We start from the raw sequence: 22308 nt of genomic DNA, 5'->3' as shown, positions 1-22308 counted from the left end.
GACCGCGAGGGCCCGGCGCCGGGTGATCCAGGTGTTTCCGTGTTTTCCCGTCATGGCCGGGGAAGTTAGGAACGCCGCTTGTCAGCCCGATGGGCATGGCCTGGGAAAGCTGTGAAGGAAGGGGAGTTCGAGAAGACGGCCGAAAACGCACCCTTGGGCCAGAACGCGCCCTTACGGGACCGGAGCGTGGTCGTGCAGCACGCGCTGGAAGAGCCGGCAGTCCCGCCATTCCCCGTTGATGTGCAGGTAATCGGGCGCAAGTCCGATCGCTTCGAATCCGCATTTCACCAGAACCCGCTGCGAACCGGTGTTCTCGGTCAGCGTGGACGCCTCTATGCGGTGCAGCCCGATCGTGTCCCGGGCGATACGGCAGACCTGCTCGACCGCGGAGCTGGCCAGCCCCTTGTTCTGCTGGTCGGCGGCCACCCAGTACCCGAGATAGGAACTGCAGAAAGGGCCGTGCGAAATACCGGACAAGGTGATCGCCCCGACGATCCGGCCGTCCGGAGCCTCGAACACCCACGGCCTCACGGCGCCCTCGGCGAACTGCCGCAGCAGCCCGTCGATGCGCTCAGCCTGACCCTCGGTGGTGAAGAAGGATTCCGGTCTGACCGGCTCCCAGGGTTCCAGGTGTTTACGGTTCTCCGTATAGGCGGAGGCGAGCGCGGAAGCATCGGCCGCGGCGAGCGGACGCAGGATCACTCCGCCCGCTATTTTCTCGTGCTGCAATTCCATATGTATGCCATGCATGCGCGCACCCTAGCGGCGCGGACTCAGGAGAGGGACCGTCATGCCGTAAGCAGGGAAGGATCTTTCTTCCACTTGAGCATCTTGTCGAAGCTGACCACCGTCCCGCCCCGGCCCGGCTTGGCACCGATGTGCACGTGATCGGCGAGTTCCCGGATCAGACAGAGCCCGCGGCCGTGCTCGGCGTCCGCGCGGGCGGGTCTGATGTCCTGGGTGCGGGTGAACCCGGGCCCGGAATCGGCCACCTCGATCCGGCACTTCTCGCCGTCGAGGTAGGCGGTCACCCGGTAGGCCTCCGAGGAGCCGTCGCGCGAGCCGCCACCGTGCTCGACCGCGTTCGCGCAGGCCTCACTGAGGGCGACGGACAGGTCGTAGGAGACGTCCGGGTCGACGCCCGCCGTCTCCATCGTGCCGATCAGCAGCCGCCGGGCGAGCGGGACGCTCGCAGCCTCGCGCCGCAGATGGAGTGACCACCAGATGCTCATGCTCCAGCCTCCTGGCCGCGGCTCGACATACCGTTACGTATTGCCGCCCGTGCACGGCTGTAAGCACACCGTTGACGTGACTCCGCCCATACGGTCGATGCGTCCCAGGAGGAATCGGTGTATGTGGGCAGGCCCTCGGGCGGAGGATGATCTTCCATTCTTTGTGGTGATCTTTTTCGCCGAGGCCGGATCCCGTGCCCTGCCGTAGGGACGGGGTAGGGCCAGTGGGATGATGAGGCCGCCATGACTGCCCCCCACCCGCGCACGGCGCGCCCCGGAGCCGGGCTCCGGTTCCTGCGGGCCGCGGTGTTCGCCGCGGTCGTCGTCGCGCTGGCCGCGGCCGGGCACACACTGGCCTCCTGCGCGCGCGTGCCCCTGTGGACGCTCGGCGCGGGATTCCTGGGCTCCCTGCTGCTCGTGGCACCGCTCGCCGGACGGCGGCGCTCGCTGCCCGGCATCGCCGCGCTCCTCGCTCTCGGCCAGACCGTGCTGCACACGCTGTTCGAACTGGGTCAGCAAGGCACGACCGGCGCGATGGCGATGAGTTCGACGGACGGGTCGCTGAGCAGCGGCGCGCTCGCCCAGCGGGCCGCCCGGCTCGTGTGCGGGTCCAGCCCCTCGGCGCTCACCCCCGGGCACGCCTACCGGCTCCTGCTCGACGCGCACCTCATCGACCCCTCGGGCCGGGCCGTGGGCGCCACGCCGGCCATGCACCACATGGCCGACGCCACCGGTTCCTCGGCGTCGTTGCTGCCCTCCCTGCCGATGCTGCTCGGCCACGTCCTCGCGGCCGTCGCCGTCGGCTGGCTGCTGCGCCGCGGCGACCTGGCCGTGCTGCGGCTGATCGAGCTGTCGGCGCACGGAGTCGCGGAGGGGGCGCTCGTTCGATCCCTGCGGGGCGCGCTCGCGCTGGCGCACGCCCTGTGCGCCGGGCTGCTGCCCGCGCCCGAGCCCGGCCCCCGGGGCCGTCGTACCGCCCGGGACGAGGAACCCGCCCCGCACACCACCGCACTCCAGCACACGGTGATCCGGCGCGGCCCGCCCGCCGCCGCGTTCCTCCTCGCCGCCTGACGCGACGCGACCATCACTGCACCGGAGCCGGAAACGGAGAACCGGACGGGAGGGGCCGCCGTCGTGCGGCACACGCGCGTGCGCACATCGGCATGTGGCACCACGAGTGGTACCGCCACGCGCACGCGTACTCCTGATCACCACCGAACTCACTCGGAGTGGAGTGCTCCCCGCCATGAAGGCTTCTCGTATCGCCGCCGCCGCTGCCGTCGCGGGCACGGCCGTGCTCACGCTGTCCGCCCCCGCCTTCGCGCACGTCAGCGTGCAGCCCGAAGGCACCGCGGCCAAGGGCGGCTACGCGGTCGTCGACTTCAAGGTCCCCAACGAGCGGGACGACGCCTCGACCACCAAGCTCGAGGTGAACTTCCCCGCCGACCACCCGCTGGCCTCCGTCATGCCGGAGCCGATCGCCGGCTGGAGCGTCAAGGTCACCAAGTCCAGGCTGGACAAGCCGCTGACCCTGCACGGCGAGAAGATCGACGAAGCCGTCACCAAGGTCACCTGGACCGCCGACGGCAAGGGCATCGAGCCCGGCTACTTCCAGAAGTTCCCGCTCTCCGTCGGCGCCCTGCCCGAGGACACCGACCAGCTCGTGTTCAAGTCGATCCAGACGTACTCCGACAAGGAGGTCGTGCGCTGGATCGAGGTGCCGCAGGAGGGCCGGGACGAGCCGGAGAACCCGGCCCCGGTGCTGCAGCTGGCCGCCGCCACCGGCGACCACCACGGCACCTCGACCGCCGAGGACGCCACCGACAAGACCGAGGGCAAGGCCGCCGGCAAGAACGAGACGACGGCCGCCGACGAGGACGCGAAGGGCGGCAGCGACACCACCGCGCGCGTGCTCGGCGTGGTCGGCATCGTCATCGGTGTCGCGGGCGTGGCCTACGGCGTCCTCGCCGGCCGCCGCCGGACCGCCTGACCCACCGTTCCGTATGCGCACCAGGGGTCGTGCGAGGCTGTCGTACGACCCCGGTGCGCACCGGAGTTCTCACATCTGGGACATTTTTCTATGCGCAAGAAGACGTTCGCCGCGGCCGCGCTGCTCGCCGCCGCCACCCTGACCCTCTCCGCCTGCGGCAGCGGTGACGACGGAAAGTCGCCCGTCGCCGTGGTCTCCGAGGAGACCGACTCGGGCAAGGCCGCGACCATCCTCGACCAGCCGTTCGAGAAGCCCGACCTGGTCCTCACGGACACGCACGGCAAGAAGTACGACCTGCGTGCCGAGACCAAGGGCCACCCGACCCTGGTCTACTTCGGCTACACGCACTGCCCCGACGTCTGCCCGACGACGATGAGCAACATCGCCGTCGCCAAGAAGGCGCTGCCCAAGGCCGAGCAGAACGACCTCAGGGTCGTCTTCGTCACCACCGACCCCGACCGCGACACCCCCGCCGAACTGGGCAAGTGGCTCAAGGGCATCGACACCCAGTTCATCGGCCTGACCGGCGACTTCTCCACCATCCAGGCCGGCGCCCGCGCCCTCGGCATCTCCATCGAGCCGACGAAGAAGGACAAGAACGGCAAGGTCGTCTCGGTGCACGGCACCCAGGTCATCGCGTTCTCGCCGAAGACCGACGGAGGTTACGTCCTCTACGGCGAGGACGCCACGGTCGACGACTACACCAAGGACCTGCCGAAGCTCGTCAAGGGAGTCAAGCCGTGAGGCGTGCCGTCCTGACCGCGGCCGCACTCGCGGGCGCCCTCGCCCTCACGGGCTGCGGCACCGGCACCGGCTCCGGCTCCTCGAAGACCGAGCTGTCGGTGAGTTCGCCCTACATGCCCCGGCCGGTCTCCGCCGACATGGCCGCCGGGTTCCTGACGATCACCAACAAGGGCGGCGCGAAGGACGAGCTGACCTCGGTCACCAGCGACGTCGCCGGCCAGGTCACCATGCACAGCACCGTCGGCGGGGCCATGGAGGAGAAGACCTCCTTCGCCGTCCCGGCGCATGGTCAACTCGTGTTCAAAAGCGGTGGCAACCATCTGATGTTCGAGAAGCTGAAGCGCAGGCCGGAGCAGGGGCAGCAGGTCACCCTGAAGCTCACCTTCGCCAAGTCCGGGCCCCTCACCGTCGAGATGCCGGTGAAGTCCGCCACGTACAACCCGTCGACCGGCCACTGAGGGAGGGACCACCTTGATCCGGACCATCGCCCCCCGCCTGCGGACCCTGGTGCTGCTGCTTCTCGCCGTCACCGGCGTGCTGCTGGCGGGCGCCGGGCCGGCCTCCGCGCATGCCGCGCTGACCGGCAGCGACCCCGCACAGGGGGTGGTGGTCGACAAGGCGCCCACCCAGGTGTCGCTCACCTTCTCCGAGAAGGTGGCGATGAACGACGACTCGCTGCAGGTCCTCGACCCCAAGGGCGAGAAGGCCGAGGTGGGCTCGCCCACGAATGTGAGCGGCACGACGTACGCGGTGAAGCTGAAGAGCGGCCTGGCCAAGGGCACCTACACGGTCGCCTACCAGGTCGTCTCGGCGGACAGCCACCCCGTCTCCGGCGCCTACACCTTCTCCATCGGGGCGCCCTCGCAGACCGTCGTCTCCGGGGTCGGGACCGCGGCGAACGACACAGCCGTCGGCTGGCTCTACGCGTTCGGACGGTACGTCTCGTACGCCGGCTTCATCGTGCTGGCGGGCGGCACCGCCTTCGTGCTGGCCTGCTGGCAGCGCGGCTCGGGTGTACGGGCCCTGCAGCGGCTCGTGGTCGGCGGCTGGCTCGCGCTCACCGCGGCCACCCTGTGGCTGCTGCTCCTGCGCGGCTCCTACACCTCCTCGGGGAAGTTCGGGGACGTCTTCGATCTCGACCTGCTCGGCCAGGTGCTGCAGACGAAGACCGGCGCCGCGCTGGTCTCCCGGCTGCTGCTGCTCGCCGCCGCCGCGCTGTTCATCACCGTCCTCTTCGGCGCCTACGCCCGCACGTCACCCGCCACCACCCTGAACGACGACGCTGCGCGCCGACTGCCTGATTCCAGGGAGGAGGGCGAGGAGAAGCGCGACCTGACCTTCGGGCTCGCGATCGGCGGAGTGGTCGTGGCCGCCGGGCTCGCGGCGAGCTGGGCCATGGCCGAGCACGCCTCCACCGGGCTCCAGCCGGGCATCGCCATGCCCGTCGACGTCCTCCACCTGCTGGCCGTCGCCGCCTGGCTGGGCGGCCTGACCGCCCTGCTCGTGGCTCTGTACCGGGCCCCCGCGGACACGCCGATCGAGTCCGCCGCCGTCCACCGGTTCTCCCGCGTCGCGTTCGGCTCCGTCCTCACCCTGGTCGCCACCGGCACCTACCAGTCCTGGCGCCAGCTCGGCTCCTGGTCCGCGTTCACCGAGACCCGGTACGGGCAGCTGCTGCTGGTCAAGATCGGGCTGGTGGCGCTGCTGCTGGGCATCGCGTGGATCTCGCGGCGGTGGACGGGACGACTGGCGGACGTCACGGACACGGTCACCGCCGCCAAGAAGGCGAAGCAGCCCGAGAAGGAGCGCGCCAAGGAGCGCGAGAAGGAGCACGTCTCCGCGTCGAAGGCAGCCGGCAAGGGCAGCGACAAGGACACCGGCAAGGGTGGCGTCCGCGGTGACGACAAGCGCGCCGCCCAACTCGCCCGGCAGCGGGCCGCGGTGGACACCGCCCGGCAGAAGCGGCTGCGGGACGCCGACACGAACCGTTTCGGTCTGCGCCGCTCGGTGCTCGCCGAGGCCGGCGTCGCGGTCGTGCTGCTCGCCGTCACCACCTGGCTCACCCAGACCGAGCCGGGCCGCACCGAGCAGGAGGCCAAGGCGGCCACGTCGTCCTCCTCGTCCTCCTCGTCCTCGTCGTCCTCGTCGTCGAGTTCCTCCGGCACGCTGACCCTGGACATGCCCTTCGACACCGGCGGCACCGACGGCAAGGGCCTCGTACGGGTCGACCTCGACCCCGCGCGCGTGGGCGGCAACGAGATGCACGTCTACGTCCAGCGGCCCAACGGGCGCGCCTTCGACATCCCCGAGGTGAAGGTCGCCTTCACCCTCACGGCGAAGAAGATCGGGCCGCTTCCGGTGGCCCCCGACCACATCACCACCGGCCGCTGGTCGGCGAGCAGCGTGCAGATCCCCATGGCGGGCGACTGGAAGATCGCCGTGACCGTGCGGACCTCCGACATCGACCAGGTGACCGTCTCCAAGAACGCGCAGATCGGCTGAACCCCACCATGCCCGACCAGTCCCTTCCCCAGGCCCGTACGCCCGAGTCCGCGGTGCGGGAGCCCGCCACCGACGGCGGCCACGGCATCTCCCGGCGCGCGCTGATCGGCACCGCCGGGGCCACCGGGCTCGTGCTCGGCGCGGCCGGCGGAGCCGTGGGCTACGCGGCCGCGCCCGCCCAGGCCACCACCCCGCTGACCTCGGTGGGCTCCGACCGGGCGATGTTTCACGGGAAACATCAGCCCGGCATCACCGAGGGACTGCAGGCCCGCGGCCACCTCGTCGCCTTCGATCTGGCGGCGGGCGCGGGCCGCAAGGAGGCGGCGGCCCTGCTGCGCCGCTGGTCGGCGACGGCCGAGCGGCTCATGGCGGGCGAGGCGGCGCCGCACGACGACACCTATGTGGCTCGGGACGCGGGTCCGTCCGCGCTGACGATCACCTTCGGTTTCGGCCACAGCTTCTTCGGCAGGACCGGTCTGGAGAAGCAGCGGCCGGGCGCCCTCGACCCGCTGCCCGACTTCTCCTCCGACCAGCTGGACAAGGCACGCAGCGACGGCGACCTGTGGGTGCAGATCGGCGCCGACGACGCCCTGGTCGCCTTTCACGCGCTGCGCGCGATCCAGAAGGACGCAGGCAGTGCGGCCCGGGTCCGCTGGCAGATGAACGGCTTCAACCGCACCCCCGGCGCCACCGCCCACCCCATGACGGCCCGCAACCTCATGGGCCAGCTCGACGGCACCCGCAACCCCAAGCCGGCCGACGCCGACTTCGACAAACGGATATTCGTGCCCGCCTCGGGAGAGCCCGCGTGGATGGCGAACGGCTCCTACGCCGTCGTACGCCGGATCCGCATGCTCCTCGACGACTGGGAGAAGCTGTCGCTCACGGCCCAGGAAGCGGTCATCGGGCGCCGGAAGGCCGACGGGGCGCCACTGTCCGGAGGCACCGAGACGACCCCGATGGACCTGGAGAAGGCCGACGCCAAGGGCCAGTACGTCGTCCCGGTCAACGCCCATGCCCGGATCACCAGGCCCGACCGGAACGGCGGCGCCGCCATGCTGCGGCGCCCGTTCTCCTACCACGACGGCATCGACACGGACGGGACGCCGGACGCGGGGCTGCTGTTCGTCTGCTGGCAGGCGGACCCGCTGCGCGGCTTCGTACCGGTGCAGCGCAAGCTCGACCGCGGGGACGCGCTGTCGACGTACATCCGGCACGAGTCGAGCGGTCTGTTCGCGGTGCCCGGCGGTGCGGCCGAGGGAGAGTACGTGGGGCAGCAGCTGCTGGAGGGGTGATTCCGGGTTTCAAACCACCCGGTCGAGTGGCGACCGCGAGACACGAGGGCCGCGCTCGCCTGCGACCATTAGGGTGAGGACATGCCAGCGAGTTATGCGTATCTCGGTCCCGAAGGCACCTTCACCGAAGTCGCCCTGCGCACGCTTCCGGAGGCGGCCACCCGCGAGCTGATCCCGTACGTGTCGGTGCAGTCCGCGCTGGACGCGGTGCGGGCCGGCGAGGCCGAGGCCGCGTTCGTACCGATCGAGAACTCCGTCGAGGGCGGCATCACCACCACCCTGGACGAGCTGGTCGCGGGCGAGCCGCTGATGATCTACCGCGAGGTGCTGCTGTCGATCACCTTCGCGCTGCTGGTCCGCCCGGGCACGAAACTGTCCGACATCAAGACGGTCTCCGCGCACCCGGCCGCCCAGCCGCAGGTCCGCAACTGGCTCAAGAAGAACCTCCCGGACGTCCACTGGGAGTCGGCCGCCTCGAACGCGGACGCCGCGCGGCTGGTCCAGGAGGGCCAGTACGACGCCGCGTTCGCGGGCGAGTTCGCCGCCGCCCGGTACGGCCTCGAGGCCCTGGAGACCGGCATCCATGACGCGGAGAACGCGCAGACCAGGTTCGTGCTGGTCGGCCGCCCGGCCCGGCCCGCCGCGCCCACCGGTGCCGACAAGACCTCGGTGGTGCTGTGGCAGCGGGACGACCACCCCGGCGCCCTGCGTGACCTGCTCGGCGAGTTCGCCACCCGCGGCATCAACCTCATGCTGCTGCAGTCCCGGCCGACCGGTGCCGGCATCGGCAACTACTGCTTCTGCATCGACGCCGAGGGCCATATCTCCGACCGGCGGGTGGCCGAGGCACTGATGGGGCTGAAGCGGATCTGCCTGCAGGTTCGTTTCCTCGGTTCCTATCCGCGCGCGGACATCAAGCCGGGCGAGGCCCGGGCCACGCTGCCGGGGACCTCGGACGAGGAGTTCGTGGGGGCCGCGGACTGGGTCGCGCGCTGCCAGGACGGCCGGTTCTAGCCAGTCGTACCTGCATATCTTCGTTATCCACAGAAGTTATCCACAGGTCCGCTTCTCGACCTGGGGACAAGTCGACAAGAGAGCGTCATCCGGTCGACAAATCGCCCTGGACGTCCCAATTGCGGCCACCGCCCGGCAGGTCACCCTTCGTCCACTCGTTTCCTTTGGTTCATCTTTTGGAGCGACCCCTTTCCACCCGAAAGTGGGTGTCACCCCTGTTTGAACCGGGAATTCTTCAGTCCGGGCGGAACTTCCGGAGTGATCAATTCCGAAGTCCACAGACTTTCCGCACAGCCTGTGGATAACTCTTCCCGACATGCGGATTCCTGTGGACAACGGGCCCGCCAAGTCCCGCTCTCCACAAGGGAATCAAGTCAACCAGGGGTCGGCCGACTGCCTCGTTCCAGGGAATGAGACGGCTTTCATTGACACGCCTCGACACTCTGCGCAATTACCCCATAACGGCACGTAAGGCGTGAGTCGCAATAGTGAGTCGTGGCCTGGGAGCTCGCACCGGTAGCCTTGGCCCCGTGATTGACCTTCGCCTGCTTCGTGAGGACCCCGACCGTGTGCGCGCGTCCCAGCGCGCCCGTGGAGAGGACGTCGCGCTCGTCGACTCCCTCCTGTCTGCCGACGAGCGGCGCAGGTCCTCCGGCGTCCGCTTCGACGAGCTGCGCGCCGAGCAGAAGCAGCTCGGCAAGCTGATCCCCAAGGCCGGCGCCGACGAGAAAGCCGAGCTGCTGGCGCGTGCCGAGCAGCTGAAGGCCGACGTCAAGGCCGCCGACGCCGAGCGCGACGCGGCCGACGCCGAGACCCAGCAGCTGCTGCTCCGGCTCGGCAACCTCGTCCACCCCGACGTGCCCGTCGGCGGCGAGGAGGACTTCGTCACGCTGGAGACGCACGGCACGATCCGCGACTTCGGCGCCGAGGGCTTCGAGCCCAAGGACCACCTGGAACTGGGCCAGATCCTCGGCGCGATCGACGTCGAGCGCGGCGCCAAGGTCTCCGGCTCCCGCTTCTACTTCCTCACCGGTGTCGGCGCCCTGCTGGAGCTGGCCCTGGTGAACGCGGCGATCGCGCAGGCCACCGAGGCCGGCTTCACGCCGATGCTCACCCCGGCGCTGGTGCGCCCGCAGTCCATGGCCGGCACCGGCTTCCTCGGCCAGGCGGCCCAGGACGTCTACCACCTCGACAAGGACGACCTGTACCTGGTCGGCACCTCCGAGGTCCCGCTGGCGGCGTACCACATGGACGAGATCATCGACGCCGACCGGCTGCCGCTGCGCTACGCGGGCTTCTCCCCGTGCTTCCGCCGCGAGGCCGGCTCGCACGGCAAGGACACGCGAGGCATCTTCCGCGTGCACCAGTTCGACAAGGTCGAGATGTTCTCGTACGTCGCTCCCGAGGACTCGCAGCAGGAGCACAAGCGCCTGCTGGAGTGGGAGAAGCAGTGGCTGACCTCGCTGGAGCTGCCGTTCCGGGTGATCGACGTCGCCTCCGCCGACCTCGGCGCCTCGGCCTCCCGTAAGTACGACTGCGAGGCGTGGATCCCGACCCAGGGCAAGTACCGCGAGCTGACCTCGACCTCGGACTGCACCGAGTTCCAGTCCCGCCGGCTGCAGATCCGCGTCCGTGACGGCAAGCAGGTCAAGCCGCTGGCCACGCTCAACGGCACGCTGTGCGCCGTACCGCGCACGATCGTGGCGATCCTGGAGAACCACCAGCAGGCCGACGGCTCCGTGTACGTGCCCAAGGTGCTGCGTCCGTACCTCGGCGGCCGGGAGGTCCTGGAGCCGGTCGCCAAGTGAGCGCCGGATTCCCGTTCCGACTCATCGCCACCGACCTCGACGGGACGCTCCTGCGCTCCGACCAGTCGGTCTCGCAGCGCACCCGTGAGGCGCTCGCCGCGGCCACCGCGGCGGGCGCGGCGCACATCGTCGTCACCGGCCGTGCGGCCCCCTGGACCCGGCACATCCTCGACGACCTCGGCTACGACGGCCTCGCCGTCTGCGGCCAGGGCGCGCAGGTGTACGACGCCGGGCAGCACCGCCTGCTGACGTCCGTCACCCTGGACCGGCAGCTGGCGGGCGTGGCCCTGGCGAAGATCGAGGCCGAGGTGGGCCCGCTGTGCGTGGCGGCGAGCCAGGACGGCCTGGACGGCAAGGTGCTGGTGGGGCCGGGCTACGCGGTCTCGGGCGCCCTTCCCGCCACCCCCTTCACGGACGCGTCCGACCTCTGGACCGCCCCGCTGAACAAGATCTACATCCAGCATCCGACGCTGGGCGACGACGAGCTGGCGGAGGCGGCCCGCCGGGCGGCCGGCGGATTCGTCACGGTCGCCATGGCGGGCGAGGGCATCGTGGAGCTGCTGCCCCTCGGCCTGTCCAAGGCCACGGGCCTGTCCCTGGCGGCCCGCCGCCTGGGCCTGAAGGCCGCCGACACCATCGCCTTCGGCGACATGCCCAACGACGTCCCGATGTTCGCCTGGTCGTCCCGGGGCGTGGCGATGGCCAACGCCCACGACGAGCTCAGGGCGGTGGCGGACGAGGTCACGACCTCCAACGAGGAGGACGGGATCGCGGTGGTGCTGGAGCGGTTGTTGGGTTGAGCCGGGGACGGGCGGCCGCTGCGCAACCGCTGTGGGTGGCCCAGCCCTGAAACCCGGCCAAGTCCCAGTGACAACGTCTCGCGGAGGATGCACGGATCGAACGTGCGCGGGGTCGCCCCCGACCACGGCTTAGCAAGCCGGTGCCTTACCACTCGGCCAATCCTCCGGGTGGGCGGCCCACGCGAGAGACACATCGCGTGCTCGAAGCGGCCGCCCCGGGCAGCTCCCATGAGCTCTACGGAGGGGTAGGGATCACTCCGGAGCCCGGCTCAGGCTGCCCTGAAGGGAGCTGGACGTACTGCCGTGCATGGACATCGCCCAACTCCTCTCCCAGAACGCGGCGCCGGGACACTCCCGGCGGATGGGGCACAACCACTGTGCCCCGCCACCGGGTTGGGCGCCACTGAATTAGCCGGGGGCCGCCGCTACCGGCGGCGCCACCTGCGCCGGCGCGCCCTGCTGAAGAACCAGCCCGCCGGCGGGTCGTCGGACCGCCACGGCTGCGGCTCCGGCTCCTCGCCGCGCCAGCGGGCGGCGAGCATCCGGGCCCGGGCGGACGGCTCGGAGGTCTCGGCGGCCCGCACGAAGTCCTCGTCCAGGACCAGCTCGTCCCAGACGTCACCGCCGGACCGCCCTCGTCCCTCGTGCTGCGGGATCTCCTCTGCCATCTGCGGCCTCCCAGCCGAACATCCGCTTTGCCCAGTGTGCCCGGCCCGAGGTGAAGCCCCCGTCAGGACCGGGACCTGTCACTCCTCGCCGGCGAGCGTCAGCGACCGCAGCTTCTGGCCCGCGTACCAGGTGGCGAGCACGGTGACCACGACCAGCAGGACCGTCGCCGTGGGCAGCCCGACGTCCGAGGTCACCAGGTCCCCGCCCGCCACCTTGTGGGCGACGGCGAGCGACCACTGCTGGACGCTCAGGGTGCGGGCGCCGGACACCAGGGAGCCGAACAGGGCCTCCCAGACGAGGGCGTAGACGAGACCGAACACCACCGCGTGCCGGGACACCGTGCCGAGCAGCAGGAACATCGCCGCGTAGGCGATCGACGCGACCAGCGCGGCCACCGTGTAGGCGACGGCGATCTGCTGACCGTTGCCGTTGAGGATGAAGCCCGCGATGAGCGTCGGCAGGGCCGAGAACACCATCGTCACGGCGACCGCCACGATCAGCTTGGTGAAGATGATCGTCGGGCGCTTCACCGGCTTGGCCAGCAGGTAGACGACGGAGCCGTCATCGATCTCCGGGCCGATCGCGCCCGTGCCCGCGATGACGCCGATGATCGGCACCATCGTGGCGAGCCCGAGCCCGCCCAGCAGGTCGGCGGCCGTCTGGTCGTCGGCGCCCGCGAGGCCGCGGACGACGACGGAGATCGCGATCAGCAGGAGCGGCAGGGCGCCCAGGATGAGGGCCCGGCGACGGCCGAGCAGGGCCCGGTAGGTGAGCCGGGCGACTGTGGGGTCGTACATCTTTCGGCCTCCTACGCCGCGACCAGGTACGAGAAGACGGACTCGAGGGACTCGTCGGACGGCGAGACCGTGAGCAGCCGGATGCCGTGGTCGCGGGCGACCTTGGGCAGCAGGACGGTGAAGCGGCCGAAATCGACGGCCTGGATACGCAGGGCGCCCTCGGTGACGTCGACCTCGATGCCGGACGTCGACGGGTCGGCGATCAGCGCGGCCGCGAGCGCGCGGTCGTCGCTGGAGCGCACCAGGTAGCGGTGCGGGCGGTCGGTCATCAGGCGGCGGATCTTGCGGAAGTCGCCGCTGGCCGCGTGCCGCCCGGCGACGACGACCTCGATGTGCCAGGCGAGCTGCTCGACCTCTTCGAGGATGTGGGACGAGAACAGCACCGTGCGGCCCTCGTCGCCCATGCGCCGCAGCAGCTCCATGAGCTGCATGCGCTGGCGCGGGTCCATGCCGTTGAAGGGCTCGTCCAGCAGGAGCAGCGACGGGTCGTGCACCAGGGCGCTGGCCATCTTCACGCGCTGGCGCATGCCCTTGGAGTACGTCGAGATCTTGCGGTCCTGCGCGTATTCCATCTCGACGGTGGCGAGGGCCCGCCCGGCGGCCTTCGCGCCCAGGCCGTGCAACTCGGCGTTGGCGACGACGAATTCGCGGCCGGTGAGGAAGTCGTACATCGCCTCGCGCTCGGGGACGATGCCGATGTGCTTGTAGATGGCCTCGTTGCGCCACACCTGCTGTCCGTCGAGGGTGACGGTGCCGGTGGAGGGGGCAAGGAAGCCGCCCATCATGTTGATGAGGGTGGACTTTCCGGCGCCGTTCGGGCCGAGCAGGCCGGTGACACCGGGGCCGATGGTCATGGTGATGTCGTTGACGGCGACCACGTTGCCGAACCAGCGGGAGACGTGGTCGATGGAGAGCGTGGTCACAGTCCCACCTTCCGGTAGCGGCGCATGAGGAGGCCGTAGCTGGCGGCGATGAGGCCCAGGACGGCGAGGACGTAGACCACGCCCTCCCCGTCGGTGGGTCCGACCGCTCCGGGGAACGACGAACTCGCGCCGAGGAACGCGGACTGCACTCCGTCGATGAGCGTGACGGGCGAGAAGAGGCCGATCCAGGGGATGGCGCCCGTGCTGTTCTGCGCCTCGGCGATGGCCTGGAGCGTGGAGACCGCCCCGTAGGAGATCGTCATGACGGCGATGACGGCCGCGATGCCGAAGCCGCGCCGCGGGGTCACCGAGGCGATGACCAGACCGATGCCGGCGAAGAGCAACGAGAGCAGTGCCACGGACACGATTCCCTGTGCGAATCCCTTGGTCTGGTCGGCGAAGTCGAGCTTGGCCAGCAGCGCGCCGATGTAGAGCACGAGCAGCGGGGCCGCGGTGAGGACGAACAGCGCGGAGGCCAGCGCCGCGTACTTCGCGCGCACGTAGTCGGCGGTCTCGATCGGCCGCGAGAAGTACAGCGGCACGGTCTTGAAGCGCAGGTCGCGCGAGACGGACTGGGGCGCCTGCGAGGCGACGTACAGGCTGATGACGGCCTGCATGATGATCGCGTAGCGCGTGTAGTCGACGGGCAGGTCCTTCGCCTTCGTGGCGACCGCGACGGCGACCATGATGGCCGCCGGCACGCACATCACCACGAACAGCAGCATCGGCAGCACCTTGGACTTGACCGAGCGGCCGAGGCCGTACGCGCCGCGCAGGGACTGCGAGTAGAGCGAGCGGGTGGCGTAGGAACGGCCGAGGCGGGGGCCGTCGTAGTTGCGGTAGCCGATGTTGTGGATCCGGGTCTGGTCACCCGGCAGCGTGACGGGTGTCCGCATGGGCTGCTCAACCGCCATGGCCGACAGTCTCCTTCCGCTGCTCTTCCTCGCTCGTGAAGACCTCCGAGATGTGGTGCCGGCGCTGCTCCATGCGCACCAGACCGAGGCCCAGGTCGGCGACGGTGTCGCGCACCAGGTCGTGCGTCTCCTCGCCCTGCGCGGTGAGCAGCAGGATGTGCCCGGCGCCGGGGAGGCCGCTGCTGTCGTGGGTGTCCACCCCGCGCGCGTGGAGCGCCTCACGGACCGCGCGGGTGCCGTCCGGGTGTTCGTCGCTGTCGGTGACCTCGATCGCGAGGGTCGCCGTGCTCTGGGTGAAGTCGGTGGTGGAGCTGGAGCGCAGCAGCTTGCCGCCGTCGACGACGACGACGTGGTCGCAGGTGCGCTCGAGCTCGCCCAGCAGGTGGGAGGTGACCAGGACCGAGATGCCGAAGTCGGTGTGGATGCGGCGGATCAGGCCGAGCATCTCGTCGCGGCCGACCGGGTCGAGGCCGTTGGTCGGCTCGTCCAGGAAGACCAGCTGGGGGTCGTGCACCAGGGCCTGGGCGAGCTTCACGCGCTGCTTCATGCCGGTGGAGTAGCCGCCGATGGGACGGTAGCGCTCCTCGTACAGGCCTACATGGCGCAGGGTGTCCGCGGTGCGCTCGCGTGCCGCGGTGGGCGGCAGGCCGGACATGCGGGCCATGTGGACGACGAACTCGGTGGCCGAGACGTCGGGCGGCAGGCAGTCGTGCTCCGGCATGTAGCCCACGCGTTCGCGGATGGCGGCGCCCTTGGTGGCCACGTCGAGGCCGAGCACCTCGGCGCGGCCCTCCGTGGCGGGGGACAGACCCAGCAGGATCTTGATCAGGGTGGACTTGCCGGCGCCGTTGGCTCCGACGAGTCCGGTCACACCGGGTCCGATGTCCACGGACAGCCGGTCGAGCGCGGTCACCCGGGGGAACCGCTTGCTCAGGCTTTCGGTCGCGATCACAGTCACGTCATCGACCGTAGTGATCCGGACCACGCCGGTCGTCAGACCTCAGAGCCGTCTTCGCGTCAGACTCGAGTATTACGGGGCCCTGAGGGATCCCCTGCCTGAGAGTTATCCACAGTCGCACACCGAGCGTTGTCCACAGCCTTGATCCCCGCCTGTTGACGCCGCCTCTAACAACTGTCACATTCACCAGTGTCAAGTTACGGACGCGTACCGCAGTCGACGGGACGGGGCGGCATGACGACGGCAGTGAGCAGCGAACTCTCCGTGGAGTTGCAGGGGTTCAGGCGGGTGCAGCGCCTCGCCTACGAATGCGCGGAAGCGGTCGCGGCACGCCTCGAACCGGGTGTGACCGAGCGCGAGGCGGCGCGGATGCAGCGCGAGTGGCTGCGCGAGCGGGGCGTGCGGGACTGGTTCCACCTCCCCTTCGCCTGGTTCGGCGACCGCACGGCGTTCGTGAACTTCCGCATCCCGCTGCAGTTCTTCCCGACCGACCGCGCCCTGGAGCCCGGGATGCCGTTCATCCTGGACATGGCCCCGGTGTACGAGGGATGCACGGCCGACATCGGCTACTCGGGCTCCCTCGGCGTCAACCCGGTGCAGGACCGGCTGATGGCCGACCTGGAGGCGCACCGCGAGCTGATCCTGCGCGAGGTGCGCGAACGGCGGCCGCTGCGCGAGATCTACGAGGACGTGGACCGGCTCATGGTCCGCCAGGGCTACGCCAACCGGCACCGGGCGTACCCGTTCGGCGTGATCGCCCACAAGGTGGACCGGGTGAAGCAGCGCCGCTGGTCACCCCATCTGTTCGGGTTCGGCACCCAGTCCCTGAAGGGCCTGGCCGCCGACGCCCTGCACGGCCACCGCGAGGGCTGGTCGCCCCTGTGGTCGCCGTACCGCTTCTCCGACCACCCGCCGCAGCCGGGCCTGTGGGCGGTCGAACCCCACCTCGGCTTCCGGGGTACGGGCGCGAAGTTCGAGGAGATCCTGGTGGTCACCGACTCCCGGGACCCCGAGCAGAGCGCGTTCTGGCTGGACGACGATCTGCCGCACGTGCGGCGCTGGGCGGAGGCGAAGTGACGCTGAAGGGTGCGCGTGAGCGCCGGGTGCACACCGGCGGGGTCGAGCTGTGCGTGGCCGAGCTGGGTGACCCGGAGCAGCCGACGGTCGTGCTGGTGCACGGCTACCCGGACAGCAAGGAGGTCTGGTCGGAGGTCGCCGTCCGCCTCGCCGACCACTTCCACGTCGTCGTGTACGACGTGCGGGGCCACGGCCGCTCCACGGCACCGCAGCCGCTGCGCGGCGGCTTCACCCTGGCGAAGCTCACGGACGACTTCCTGGCGGTCGTGGACGCGGTGAGCCCGGACCGCCCGGTGCACCTCGTCGGGCACGACTGGGGCTCGGTGCAGTCCTGGGAGTTCGTCACCGTGGGCCGCACGGAGGGCCGTATCGCCTCCTTCACGTCGATGTCCGGCCCCTCCCTGGACCACTTCGGGCACTGGATCAACGCGCGCGTGAAGCGTCCCACGCCCCGCCGGGTGGGCCAGCTCCTCGGGCAGGGCGCCAAGTCCTGGTACGTCTACCTGCTGCACACCCCCGCCCTGCCGGAACTGGCCTGGCGCGGCCCGCTCGGCAAGCGCTGGCCGAAGATCCTCCAGCGGACCGAGAAGGTCCCCGCCGGCGACTACCCGACCCCCTCCCTCCCCTCCGACGCGGCGCACGGCGCCTGGCTGTACCGCGACAACGTGCGCGCGCGGCTGCTGAGGCCCCGCCCTGACGCGTTCGCACACGCGCCCGTGCAGCTCATCACGCCCCAGGGGGACGCGTTCCTGTCGGAGCGCCTGTACGACGACCTGGAGCAGTGGGTGCCGCAGCTGACCCGGCGCACCCTCCCGGCCAAGCACTGGATCCCGCGCACGCGTCCCGACCAGGTGGCCGCCTGGATCGAGGAGTTCGTGACGAGCGTCGAGGGCGGCCGGCCGGAGCCCAGGGCCGCCGGCCGCCACGCGGACCGGTTCGGCGGACAGTTGGTGCTGGTCACCGGAGCGGGCAGCGGTATCGGCCGGGCCACGGCGTTCGCCTTCGCGGAGGCGGGCGCGCGCGTGGTGGCCGTCGACCGCGACTCCGAGGCCGCCGCCCGCACCGCCGAGCTGTCCCGGCTGGTCGGCGCCCCCGAGGCATGGGCGGAGACGGCGGACGTCTCCGACGAACAGGTCATGGAGAAGCTCGCCGAGAAGGTGCACCGCGAACACGGCGTGCTGGACGTGCTGGTCAACAACGCGGGGATCGGCCTGTCGGGCTCCTTCTTCACCACCACGACCGACGACTGGCGCAGGGTCCTGGACGTCAACCTCTGGGGCGTGATCCACGGCTGCCGCCTCTTCGGCGCGCGCATGGCCGAGCGCGGCCAGGGCGGCCACATCGTCAACATCGCGTCGGCGGCCGCCTACCAGCCCTCCCGGGCACTGCCCGCCTACAGCACCTCCAAGGCGGCGGTCCTGATGCTCTCCGAGTGCCTGCGCGCCGAACTGGCCGCACAGGACATCGGAGTCACGGCGATCTGCCCAGGCTTCGTCAACACCAACATCACCTCCACGGCCCGCTTCACCGGCGTCGACGAGGCCGAGGAGCGCCGCCGCCAGAAGCACTCGGCCCGCCTCTACGGCCTGCGCAACTACCCACCGGAGAAGGTCGCCAAGGCCGTCCTGGACGCGGTGACCCACAACAAGGCGGTGGTACCGGTGACACCCGAGGCGAGAGGCGCGCATCTTCTGTCGCGGTTCATGCCGGGAGTGTTGCGGGGGATCGCGCGGGTGGAGCCGAAGCTGTGAAGCCTCCGGTGTCCCGCCGAGGAAGCCTGACATGACCGGCCCCCCGGCCCAGAAGACCTACCGCATCGAAGACCTCGCCCACCACAGCCGCACCACTGTCAGAACCATCCGCGCCTACCAGGACAAAGGTCTCCTCCCCCGCCCCGAGCGCCAGGGCCGCGCCAACCTCTACTCCGGCATCCACCTCACCCGTCTCCACCAGATCGCCCACCTCCTCGACCGCGGCTACACCCTCGCCTCGATCAAGGAACTCCTGGACGCCTGGGACACCGGCCGCGGCCTGGGCGGTGTCCTCGGCCTGGTCACCGAGGTGGAAGGCCCGTGGACCGACGAGCAGCCGGCTCGCATCACCCGCTCCGAGCTGGACGCACGCTTCGGCGGCGCCTCCGACGAGGACGCCGTGGCCGAGGCGGTCGAACTCGGCGTACTGGAACCGGTGGACGGCGACCCGGACACCTTCCTGGTGCCGAGCCCCCAAGAACTGTCCGTGGCAGCCGAGTTGCACGCAGCCGGCGTGCCGCTCTCCGCGATCTCGGGCCACCTGAGGGAGTTGAGGGGCCAGGTGGAGCACATAGCCGCCCGCTTCCTGGAGTTCACCACCGAGTACGTCTTCGCCCGCTATCTCGACGACCCTGCCCACCGAACGGACGCCCACGCGTCGGAAGCGGCCTCACTGGTGCGCCGTCTCCGCCCCCTGGCCCAGCAGACCGTGGACGCCGAACTGGCCCGGGCCATGCGCGTGTTCGCGGTCCAGCACCTGCGAACACGCCTCGGCGCCGAGGATCCGCCCGAGCCGCCCAGCCGGACGCGTTCCGTCGACCTGCCCACGGAGACGATCACCGCCGTGGAGCGCCTCGTTGGCCGCGAACGCACCTCCATGTTCATCGCTCTGGCCACCGAACGGGAGGTCAGAGCAAGGACCTTGGATGACCTCGCCGCACTGAAGCTCCCTCACAACGAACTTCACGAATCACCGTGAATCACCTGCCAGTTGTCCACACTTTTTCCAATTCCCCTGTGGATAACCGCACTTGCTTGTGGATCAAACCCGGCAGCGAAAACAACCTGCGTGATCCGCGTCTCTCCAGCACCCTGGAGGCATGGAAGAAAGACGCACCGTGAAGGTGTCGAAGTACCTCTCGAAACACCTCCGCCACCAGCCCGAGCGCATCGGTCTCACGCTCGACCCGGGCGGCTGGGTGGAGATCGACACGCTGATCGCCGCGGCCGCCGCACACGGGTTCCGGTTCACCCGCGAAGAGCTCGACCACGTGGTGGCCGCCAACGACAAGCAGCGCTTCGCGGTCGAGGGCACGAGAATCCGCGCCAGCCAGGGCCACAGCATCGAGATCGACCTCGGCCTGCCCCCGGCGACCCCGCCGCCGTACCTCTACCACGGCACCGTGGCCGCCCGCCTGGACGCGATCCGCGCCGAAGGCCTCAGGCCCATGAGCAGGCACGACGTCCATCTCTCGGCCGACCGCGAGACCGCGACCCGGGTCGGCGCCCGCCGCGGCCGCCCCGTCGTGCTCGCCGTGGACGCCGGGGCCATGCACCGCGACGGCCACGTCTTCCGCATCAGCGCGAACGGAGTCTGGCTCACCAAGGCGGTGCCACCCCGCTACCTGCGGTTCTCTTGATCGATTTCGGCCCTGGTCCGTGGGGCCCCGTACCCTCGGACGCATGAGTCTGCGTCTGAGCACCGTGATCCTTCCGTACCGCCGCTGGAGCGAAGGCGGCCGTTCGGCCTGGGTGCGGGCCGAGCAACTCGGTTTCCACACCGCGTACACCTACGACCACCTGTCCTGGCGCAGCTTCCGCGACGGCCCGTGGTTCGGCGCCGTACCGACGCTGACCGCCGCCGCGGCCGCCACCGACCGGCTCCGTCTCGGCACTCTGGTCACCTCGCCGAACTTCCGGCACCCGGTGACCCTCGCCAAGGAGCTGATCTCCCTGGACGACATCTCCGGCGGCCGCATCACCCTGGGCATCGGCGCCGGCGGCACCGGCTTCGACGCGACCGCCCTCGGCCAGGAGCCGTGGACGCCGCGCGAGCGCGCCGACAGGTTCGCCGAGTTCGTGCCACTGCTCGACCGACTGCTCACCGAGGACGCGGTGACGTACGAGGGCCGGTTCTACTCGGCGCACGAGGCGCGCAACATCCCCGGCTGTGTGCAGCGTCCCCGGCTGCCCTTCGCGGTGGCGGCCACCGGCCCGCGCGGGCTCAAGCTGGCCGCACGTCACGGACAGGCGTGGGTGACCACCGGCGACCCGAAGCTGTACGAGAGCGGCACGCCGGAGCAGTCGGTCGAGGCGCTGCGCGGACAGCTGGAGAAGCTGTCCGAGACCTGCGCGTCGCTCGGCCGGGACGTGACCGAGCTGGAGAAGGTCCTGCTCACCGGCTTCACCCCGGACCGCGCCCGGCCGCTCGAATCCCTGGACGCCTTCGTGGACTTCGCCGGGCGCCACCAGGAGCTGGGCTTCACCGAGATCGTGATCCACTGGCCCGTCCCGGACTCGGACTTCGCCGCGGACGAGAAGGTCTTCGAGCGGATCGCCATGGAGGCGCCCGCGCAGCTGGCGTGAACCGGTGACAGACGTCACCCGTCGGCCAACTCCGATGTGTCTGTGGACTCATCTGTGCGGACTTCCGCACGGGCGTGCTGGCATATGCGCGAGAATGACCCGGTGACCTCAGCGACCAGACAGCCCGGGACCCCGGCCGCCGCTCTACCGCCGCGGCTGATCGCCACCGACCTCGACGGCACTCTCCTGCGCGACGACAAGTCGGTCTCCCCGAGGACGGTCGCCGCGCTGGCCGCCGCCGAGGCCGCGGGCATCGAGGTCTTCTTCGTCACCGGCCGCCCGGCCCGCTGGATGGACGTCGTCAGCGACCACGTCCACGGCCACGGCCTGGCGATCTGCGGCAACGGCGCCGCCGTGGTCGACCTGCACGGCGGCCCGGGCGCCCACCGCTTCGTGAAGGTGCGCGAACTGGCCCGGGAGAACGCGCTGGACGCCGTACGACTGCTGCGCGCCGCGATCCCCGGCACGGTGTTCGCGGTCGAGCAGACGTACGGCTTCCACCAGGAACCGTCCTATCCCAAGCTGCACATGGAGATACCGGACAACCTCCTGCCCGCCGAGGACCTTCTCGCGGCCGACGGCCCGGACGCCGACCAGCCCGTACTCAAGATCCTCGCCTACCACCCCGACCTCGACCCGGACGCCTTCCTCGCCCTGGCCCGTCTCTCGATCGGCGACCGCGCCAACGTCACCCGCTCCAGCCCCAGCGCCCTGCTGGAACTCAGCGGCCCGGACGTCTCCAAGGCCAGCACACTCGCCCTGTGCTGCACCGAGCGCGGCATCACGCCTGAGGAGGTCGTCGCCTTCGGGGACATGCCCAACGACGTCGAGATGCTGACCTGGGCCGGCCAGTCGTACGCGATGGGCAACGCCCACCCGGACGTCATCGCCGCCGCCTCGGGCCGGACGGTCGCCAACAACGACGACGGCGTGGCGGTCGTGATCGAACAGATGATCGCCGAACGCGTCTGACCCAGCCTCGCCGGCGGAAGGGTTGCCGGCCGGAGCAGTTGCCAGGCATAGGGGGTGCCGGATGAGCGCGCCGAGCAGCCCCCTGCCCGTCCGGGAGCCGCCCGATGCGGCGGGCGGTCGCCTCGTCGACGCCGTGGCGGACGACCGGCGAGGCCCTCCCGTACTCGGCGACGACACCGATCGCGGCGTACCGGGCCCCGGCCGGACCGGCAGCGGTCTCGCAGATCCGGTCCAGCGTGGAGTGCAGTTCCAGCCAGCTGCCCACGGACCGCATCG

The 22308-nt window shown here is 70.5% G+C and carries 22 protein-coding genes, 1 tRNA gene and 1 pseudogene; 15 read left to right on the top strand and 9 right to left on the bottom strand.

Annotated elements, in window-relative coordinates; all coding sequences use genetic code 11:
- Nucleotides 1-171: 171 nt before the first annotated feature.
- Nucleotides 172-750 carry a GNAT family N-acetyltransferase gene (locus tag ACWC5O_RS11020; protein WP_450586159.1) on the bottom strand — a complete coding sequence of 193 codons (579 nt, stop codon included), beginning with the start codon at nt 748-750 and terminating at the stop codon, nt 172-174.
- Nucleotides 751-788: 38 nt separating this feature from the next.
- Nucleotides 789-1232: an ATP-binding protein gene (locus ACWC5O_RS11015; RefSeq protein WP_450586157.1), complete on the bottom strand. Its 444-nt coding sequence runs from the start codon at nt 1230-1232 to the stop codon at nt 789-791.
- Nucleotides 1233-1475: 243 nt separating this feature from the next.
- On the opposite strand from ACWC5O_RS11015, the gene ACWC5O_RS11010 reads away from it, so the two are divergent.
- The 9 genes from ACWC5O_RS11010 to ACWC5O_RS10970 all read left to right on the top strand — a co-directional run bounded on the left by ACWC5O_RS11010 (nt 1476) and on the right by ACWC5O_RS10970 (nt 11385).
- Nucleotides 1476-2303 (top strand): hypothetical protein, encoded by an 828-nt coding sequence (locus ACWC5O_RS11010; protein ID WP_450586156.1) that lies wholly within the window; start codon nt 1476-1478, stop codon nt 2301-2303.
- 175 nt (nt 2304-2478) lie between these two features.
- Complete coding sequence (locus ACWC5O_RS11005; protein ID WP_450586154.1) at nt 2479-3222, top strand: YcnI family copper-binding membrane protein; 744 nt, start codon at nt 2479-2481, stop codon at nt 3220-3222.
- A gap of 90 nt (nt 3223-3312) precedes the next feature.
- Nucleotides 3313-3966, top strand: a complete 654-nt coding sequence (locus ACWC5O_RS11000) for an SCO family protein (RefSeq protein ID WP_450586152.1) — start codon at nt 3313-3315, stop codon at nt 3964-3966.
- Nucleotides 3963-4424: a copper chaperone PCu(A)C gene (locus tag ACWC5O_RS10995; RefSeq protein WP_450586150.1), complete on the top strand. Its 462-nt coding sequence runs from the start codon at nt 3963-3965 to the stop codon at nt 4422-4424. The genes ACWC5O_RS11000 and ACWC5O_RS10995 overlap by 4 nt, the downstream gene beginning before the upstream one ends.
- A gap of 13 nt (nt 4425-4437) precedes the next feature.
- Entirely contained in the window at nt 4438-6468 is a 2031-nt protein-coding gene (locus ACWC5O_RS10990) for a copper resistance CopC/CopD family protein (protein ID WP_450586148.1), read from the top strand.
- Between the two features lie 8 nt (nt 6469-6476).
- The gene (gene efeB / locus ACWC5O_RS10985; RefSeq protein ID WP_450586146.1) at nt 6477-7763 is read left to right on the top strand and encodes an iron uptake transporter deferrochelatase/peroxidase subunit; all 1287 of its coding nucleotides are present in this window, start codon (nt 6477-6479) and stop codon (nt 7761-7763) included.
- Between the two features lie 81 nt (nt 7764-7844).
- Entirely contained in the window at nt 7845-8777 is a 933-nt protein-coding gene (gene pheA, locus ACWC5O_RS10980) for a prephenate dehydratase (protein ID WP_450586145.1), read from the top strand.
- Nucleotides 8778-9307: 530 nt separating this feature from the next.
- Nucleotides 9308-10585, top strand: coding sequence for a serine--tRNA ligase (gene serS / locus ACWC5O_RS10975; protein WP_450586143.1), 1278 nt, complete (start codon nt 9308-9310; stop codon nt 10583-10585).
- Nucleotides 10582-11385, top strand: coding sequence for an HAD family hydrolase (locus ACWC5O_RS10970; protein WP_450586141.1), 804 nt, complete (start codon nt 10582-10584; stop codon nt 11383-11385). Before serS ends, ACWC5O_RS10970 begins: the two co-directional genes overlap by 4 nt.
- Before the next feature lie 81 nt (nt 11386-11466).
- Here ACWC5O_RS10970 and ACWC5O_RS10965 read toward each other — a convergent pair.
- The 6 genes from ACWC5O_RS10965 to ACWC5O_RS10940 form a co-directional block, all read right to left on the bottom strand.
- A tRNA-Ser gene (locus ACWC5O_RS10965) sits at nt 11467-11551 on the bottom strand.
- Nucleotides 11552-11810: 259 nt separating this feature from the next.
- Nucleotides 11811-12053, bottom strand: a complete 243-nt coding sequence (locus ACWC5O_RS10960; protein ID WP_450586140.1) for an SGM_3592 family protein — start codon at nt 12051-12053, stop codon at nt 11811-11813.
- 78 nt (nt 12054-12131) lie between these two features.
- Nucleotides 12132-12851 carry an ABC transporter permease subunit gene (locus ACWC5O_RS10955; protein ID WP_450586139.1) on the bottom strand — a complete coding sequence of 240 codons (720 nt, stop codon included), beginning with the start codon at nt 12849-12851 and terminating at the stop codon, nt 12132-12134.
- An 11-nt stretch (nt 12852-12862) separates the two neighbouring features.
- The gene (locus ACWC5O_RS10950) at nt 12863-13774 is read right to left on the bottom strand and encodes an ABC transporter ATP-binding protein (protein ID WP_450586137.1); all 912 of its coding nucleotides are present in this window, start codon (nt 13772-13774) and stop codon (nt 12863-12865) included.
- Complete coding sequence (locus ACWC5O_RS10945; protein WP_450586136.1) at nt 13771-14688, bottom strand: ABC transporter permease; 918 nt, start codon at nt 14686-14688, stop codon at nt 13771-13773. The genes ACWC5O_RS10950 and ACWC5O_RS10945 overlap by 4 nt, the downstream gene beginning before the upstream one ends.
- The gene (locus ACWC5O_RS10940; RefSeq protein WP_450586430.1) at nt 14678-15640 is read right to left on the bottom strand and encodes an ABC transporter ATP-binding protein; all 963 of its coding nucleotides are present in this window, start codon (nt 15638-15640) and stop codon (nt 14678-14680) included. The genes ACWC5O_RS10945 and ACWC5O_RS10940 overlap by 11 nt, the downstream gene beginning before the upstream one ends.
- 240 nt (nt 15641-15880) lie before the next feature.
- Here ACWC5O_RS10940 and ACWC5O_RS10935 point away from each other — a divergent pair, with 240 nt between their 5' ends.
- From ACWC5O_RS10935 to ACWC5O_RS10910, 6 genes are all read left to right on the top strand, one after another.
- Nucleotides 15881-16723: a M24 family metallopeptidase gene (locus tag ACWC5O_RS10935; RefSeq protein WP_450586134.1), complete on the top strand. Its 843-nt coding sequence runs from the start codon at nt 15881-15883 to the stop codon at nt 16721-16723.
- A complete protein-coding gene (locus ACWC5O_RS10930) occupies nt 16720-18474 on the top strand; it encodes an SDR family oxidoreductase (protein WP_450586132.1) in 1755 nt (584 codons plus the stop codon). Before ACWC5O_RS10935 ends, ACWC5O_RS10930 begins: the two co-directional genes overlap by 4 nt.
- A gap of 31 nt (nt 18475-18505) precedes the next feature.
- The gene (locus ACWC5O_RS10925; protein WP_450586131.1) at nt 18506-19453 is read left to right on the top strand and encodes a MerR family transcriptional regulator; all 948 of its coding nucleotides are present in this window, start codon (nt 18506-18508) and stop codon (nt 19451-19453) included.
- 121 nt (nt 19454-19574) lie between these two features.
- Nucleotides 19575-20114 carry an RNA 2'-phosphotransferase gene (locus tag ACWC5O_RS10920; protein WP_450586130.1) on the top strand — a complete coding sequence of 180 codons (540 nt, stop codon included), beginning with the start codon at nt 19575-19577 and terminating at the stop codon, nt 20112-20114.
- A 43-nt stretch (nt 20115-20157) separates the two neighbouring features.
- Nucleotides 20158-21060: an LLM class flavin-dependent oxidoreductase gene (locus ACWC5O_RS10915; protein ID WP_450586128.1), complete on the top strand. Its 903-nt coding sequence runs from the start codon at nt 20158-20160 to the stop codon at nt 21058-21060.
- Between the two features lie 84 nt (nt 21061-21144).
- Nucleotides 21145-22032: an HAD-IIB family hydrolase gene (locus ACWC5O_RS10910; RefSeq protein WP_450586126.1), complete on the top strand. Its 888-nt coding sequence runs from the start codon at nt 21145-21147 to the stop codon at nt 22030-22032.
- Between the two features lie 51 nt (nt 22033-22083).
- Here the strand turns inward: ACWC5O_RS10910 and ACWC5O_RS10905 are convergent.
- Nucleotides 22084-22306, bottom strand: a pseudogene (locus tag ACWC5O_RS10905) (histidine kinase); the annotation flags it as partial.
- Between the last annotated feature and the right edge of the window lie 2 nt (nt 22307-22308).

The sequence above is a fragment of the Streptomyces sp. NPDC001450 genome (assembly GCF_053597295.1).
Note: the sequence above shows the minus strand (reverse complement) of the source record. Positions and strands in the feature narration are given on the sequence as shown.

Excerpts from the sequence above, each read along its gene's own strand:
- ACWC5O_RS10910 (WP_450586126.1), top strand. The coding sequence starts at position 21,145 with ATGCGCGAGAATGACCCGGTGACCTCAGCGACCAGACAGCCCGGGACC.
- ACWC5O_RS11020 (WP_450586159.1), bottom strand. The coding sequence starts at position 750 with ATGCATGGCATACATATGGAATTGCAGCACGAGAAAATAGCGGGCGGA.
- ACWC5O_RS10925 (WP_450586131.1), top strand. The coding sequence starts at position 18,506 with ATGACCGGCCCCCCGGCCCAGAAGACCTACCGCATCGAAGACCTCGCC.
- ACWC5O_RS10960 (WP_450586140.1), bottom strand. The coding sequence starts at position 12,053 with ATGGCAGAGGAGATCCCGCAGCACGAGGGACGAGGGCGGTCCGGCGGT.
- ACWC5O_RS11015 (WP_450586157.1), bottom strand. The coding sequence starts at position 1,232 with ATGAGCATCTGGTGGTCACTCCATCTGCGGCGCGAGGCTGCGAGCGTC.
- efeB (WP_450586146.1), top strand. The coding sequence starts at position 6,477 with ATGCCCGACCAGTCCCTTCCCCAGGCCCGTACGCCCGAGTCCGCGGTG.
- ACWC5O_RS11000 (WP_450586152.1), top strand. The coding sequence starts at position 3,313 with ATGCGCAAGAAGACGTTCGCCGCGGCCGCGCTGCTCGCCGCCGCCACC.
- ACWC5O_RS11010 (WP_450586156.1), top strand. The coding sequence starts at position 1,476 with ATGACTGCCCCCCACCCGCGCACGGCGCGCCCCGGAGCCGGGCTCCGG.
- ACWC5O_RS10915 (WP_450586128.1), top strand. The coding sequence starts at position 20,158 with ATGAGTCTGCGTCTGAGCACCGTGATCCTTCCGTACCGCCGCTGGAGC.
- ACWC5O_RS10945 (WP_450586136.1), bottom strand. The coding sequence starts at position 14,688 with ATGGCGGTTGAGCAGCCCATGCGGACACCCGTCACGCTGCCGGGTGAC.
- pheA (WP_450586145.1), top strand. The coding sequence starts at position 7,845 with ATGCCAGCGAGTTATGCGTATCTCGGTCCCGAAGGCACCTTCACCGAA.
- ACWC5O_RS10955 (WP_450586139.1), bottom strand. The coding sequence starts at position 12,851 with ATGTACGACCCCACAGTCGCCCGGCTCACCTACCGGGCCCTGCTCGGC.
- ACWC5O_RS10920 (WP_450586130.1), top strand. The coding sequence starts at position 19,575 with ATGGAAGAAAGACGCACCGTGAAGGTGTCGAAGTACCTCTCGAAACAC.
- ACWC5O_RS10935 (WP_450586134.1), top strand. The coding sequence starts at position 15,881 with ATGACGACGGCAGTGAGCAGCGAACTCTCCGTGGAGTTGCAGGGGTTC.
- ACWC5O_RS11005 (WP_450586154.1), top strand. The coding sequence starts at position 2,479 with ATGAAGGCTTCTCGTATCGCCGCCGCCGCTGCCGTCGCGGGCACGGCC.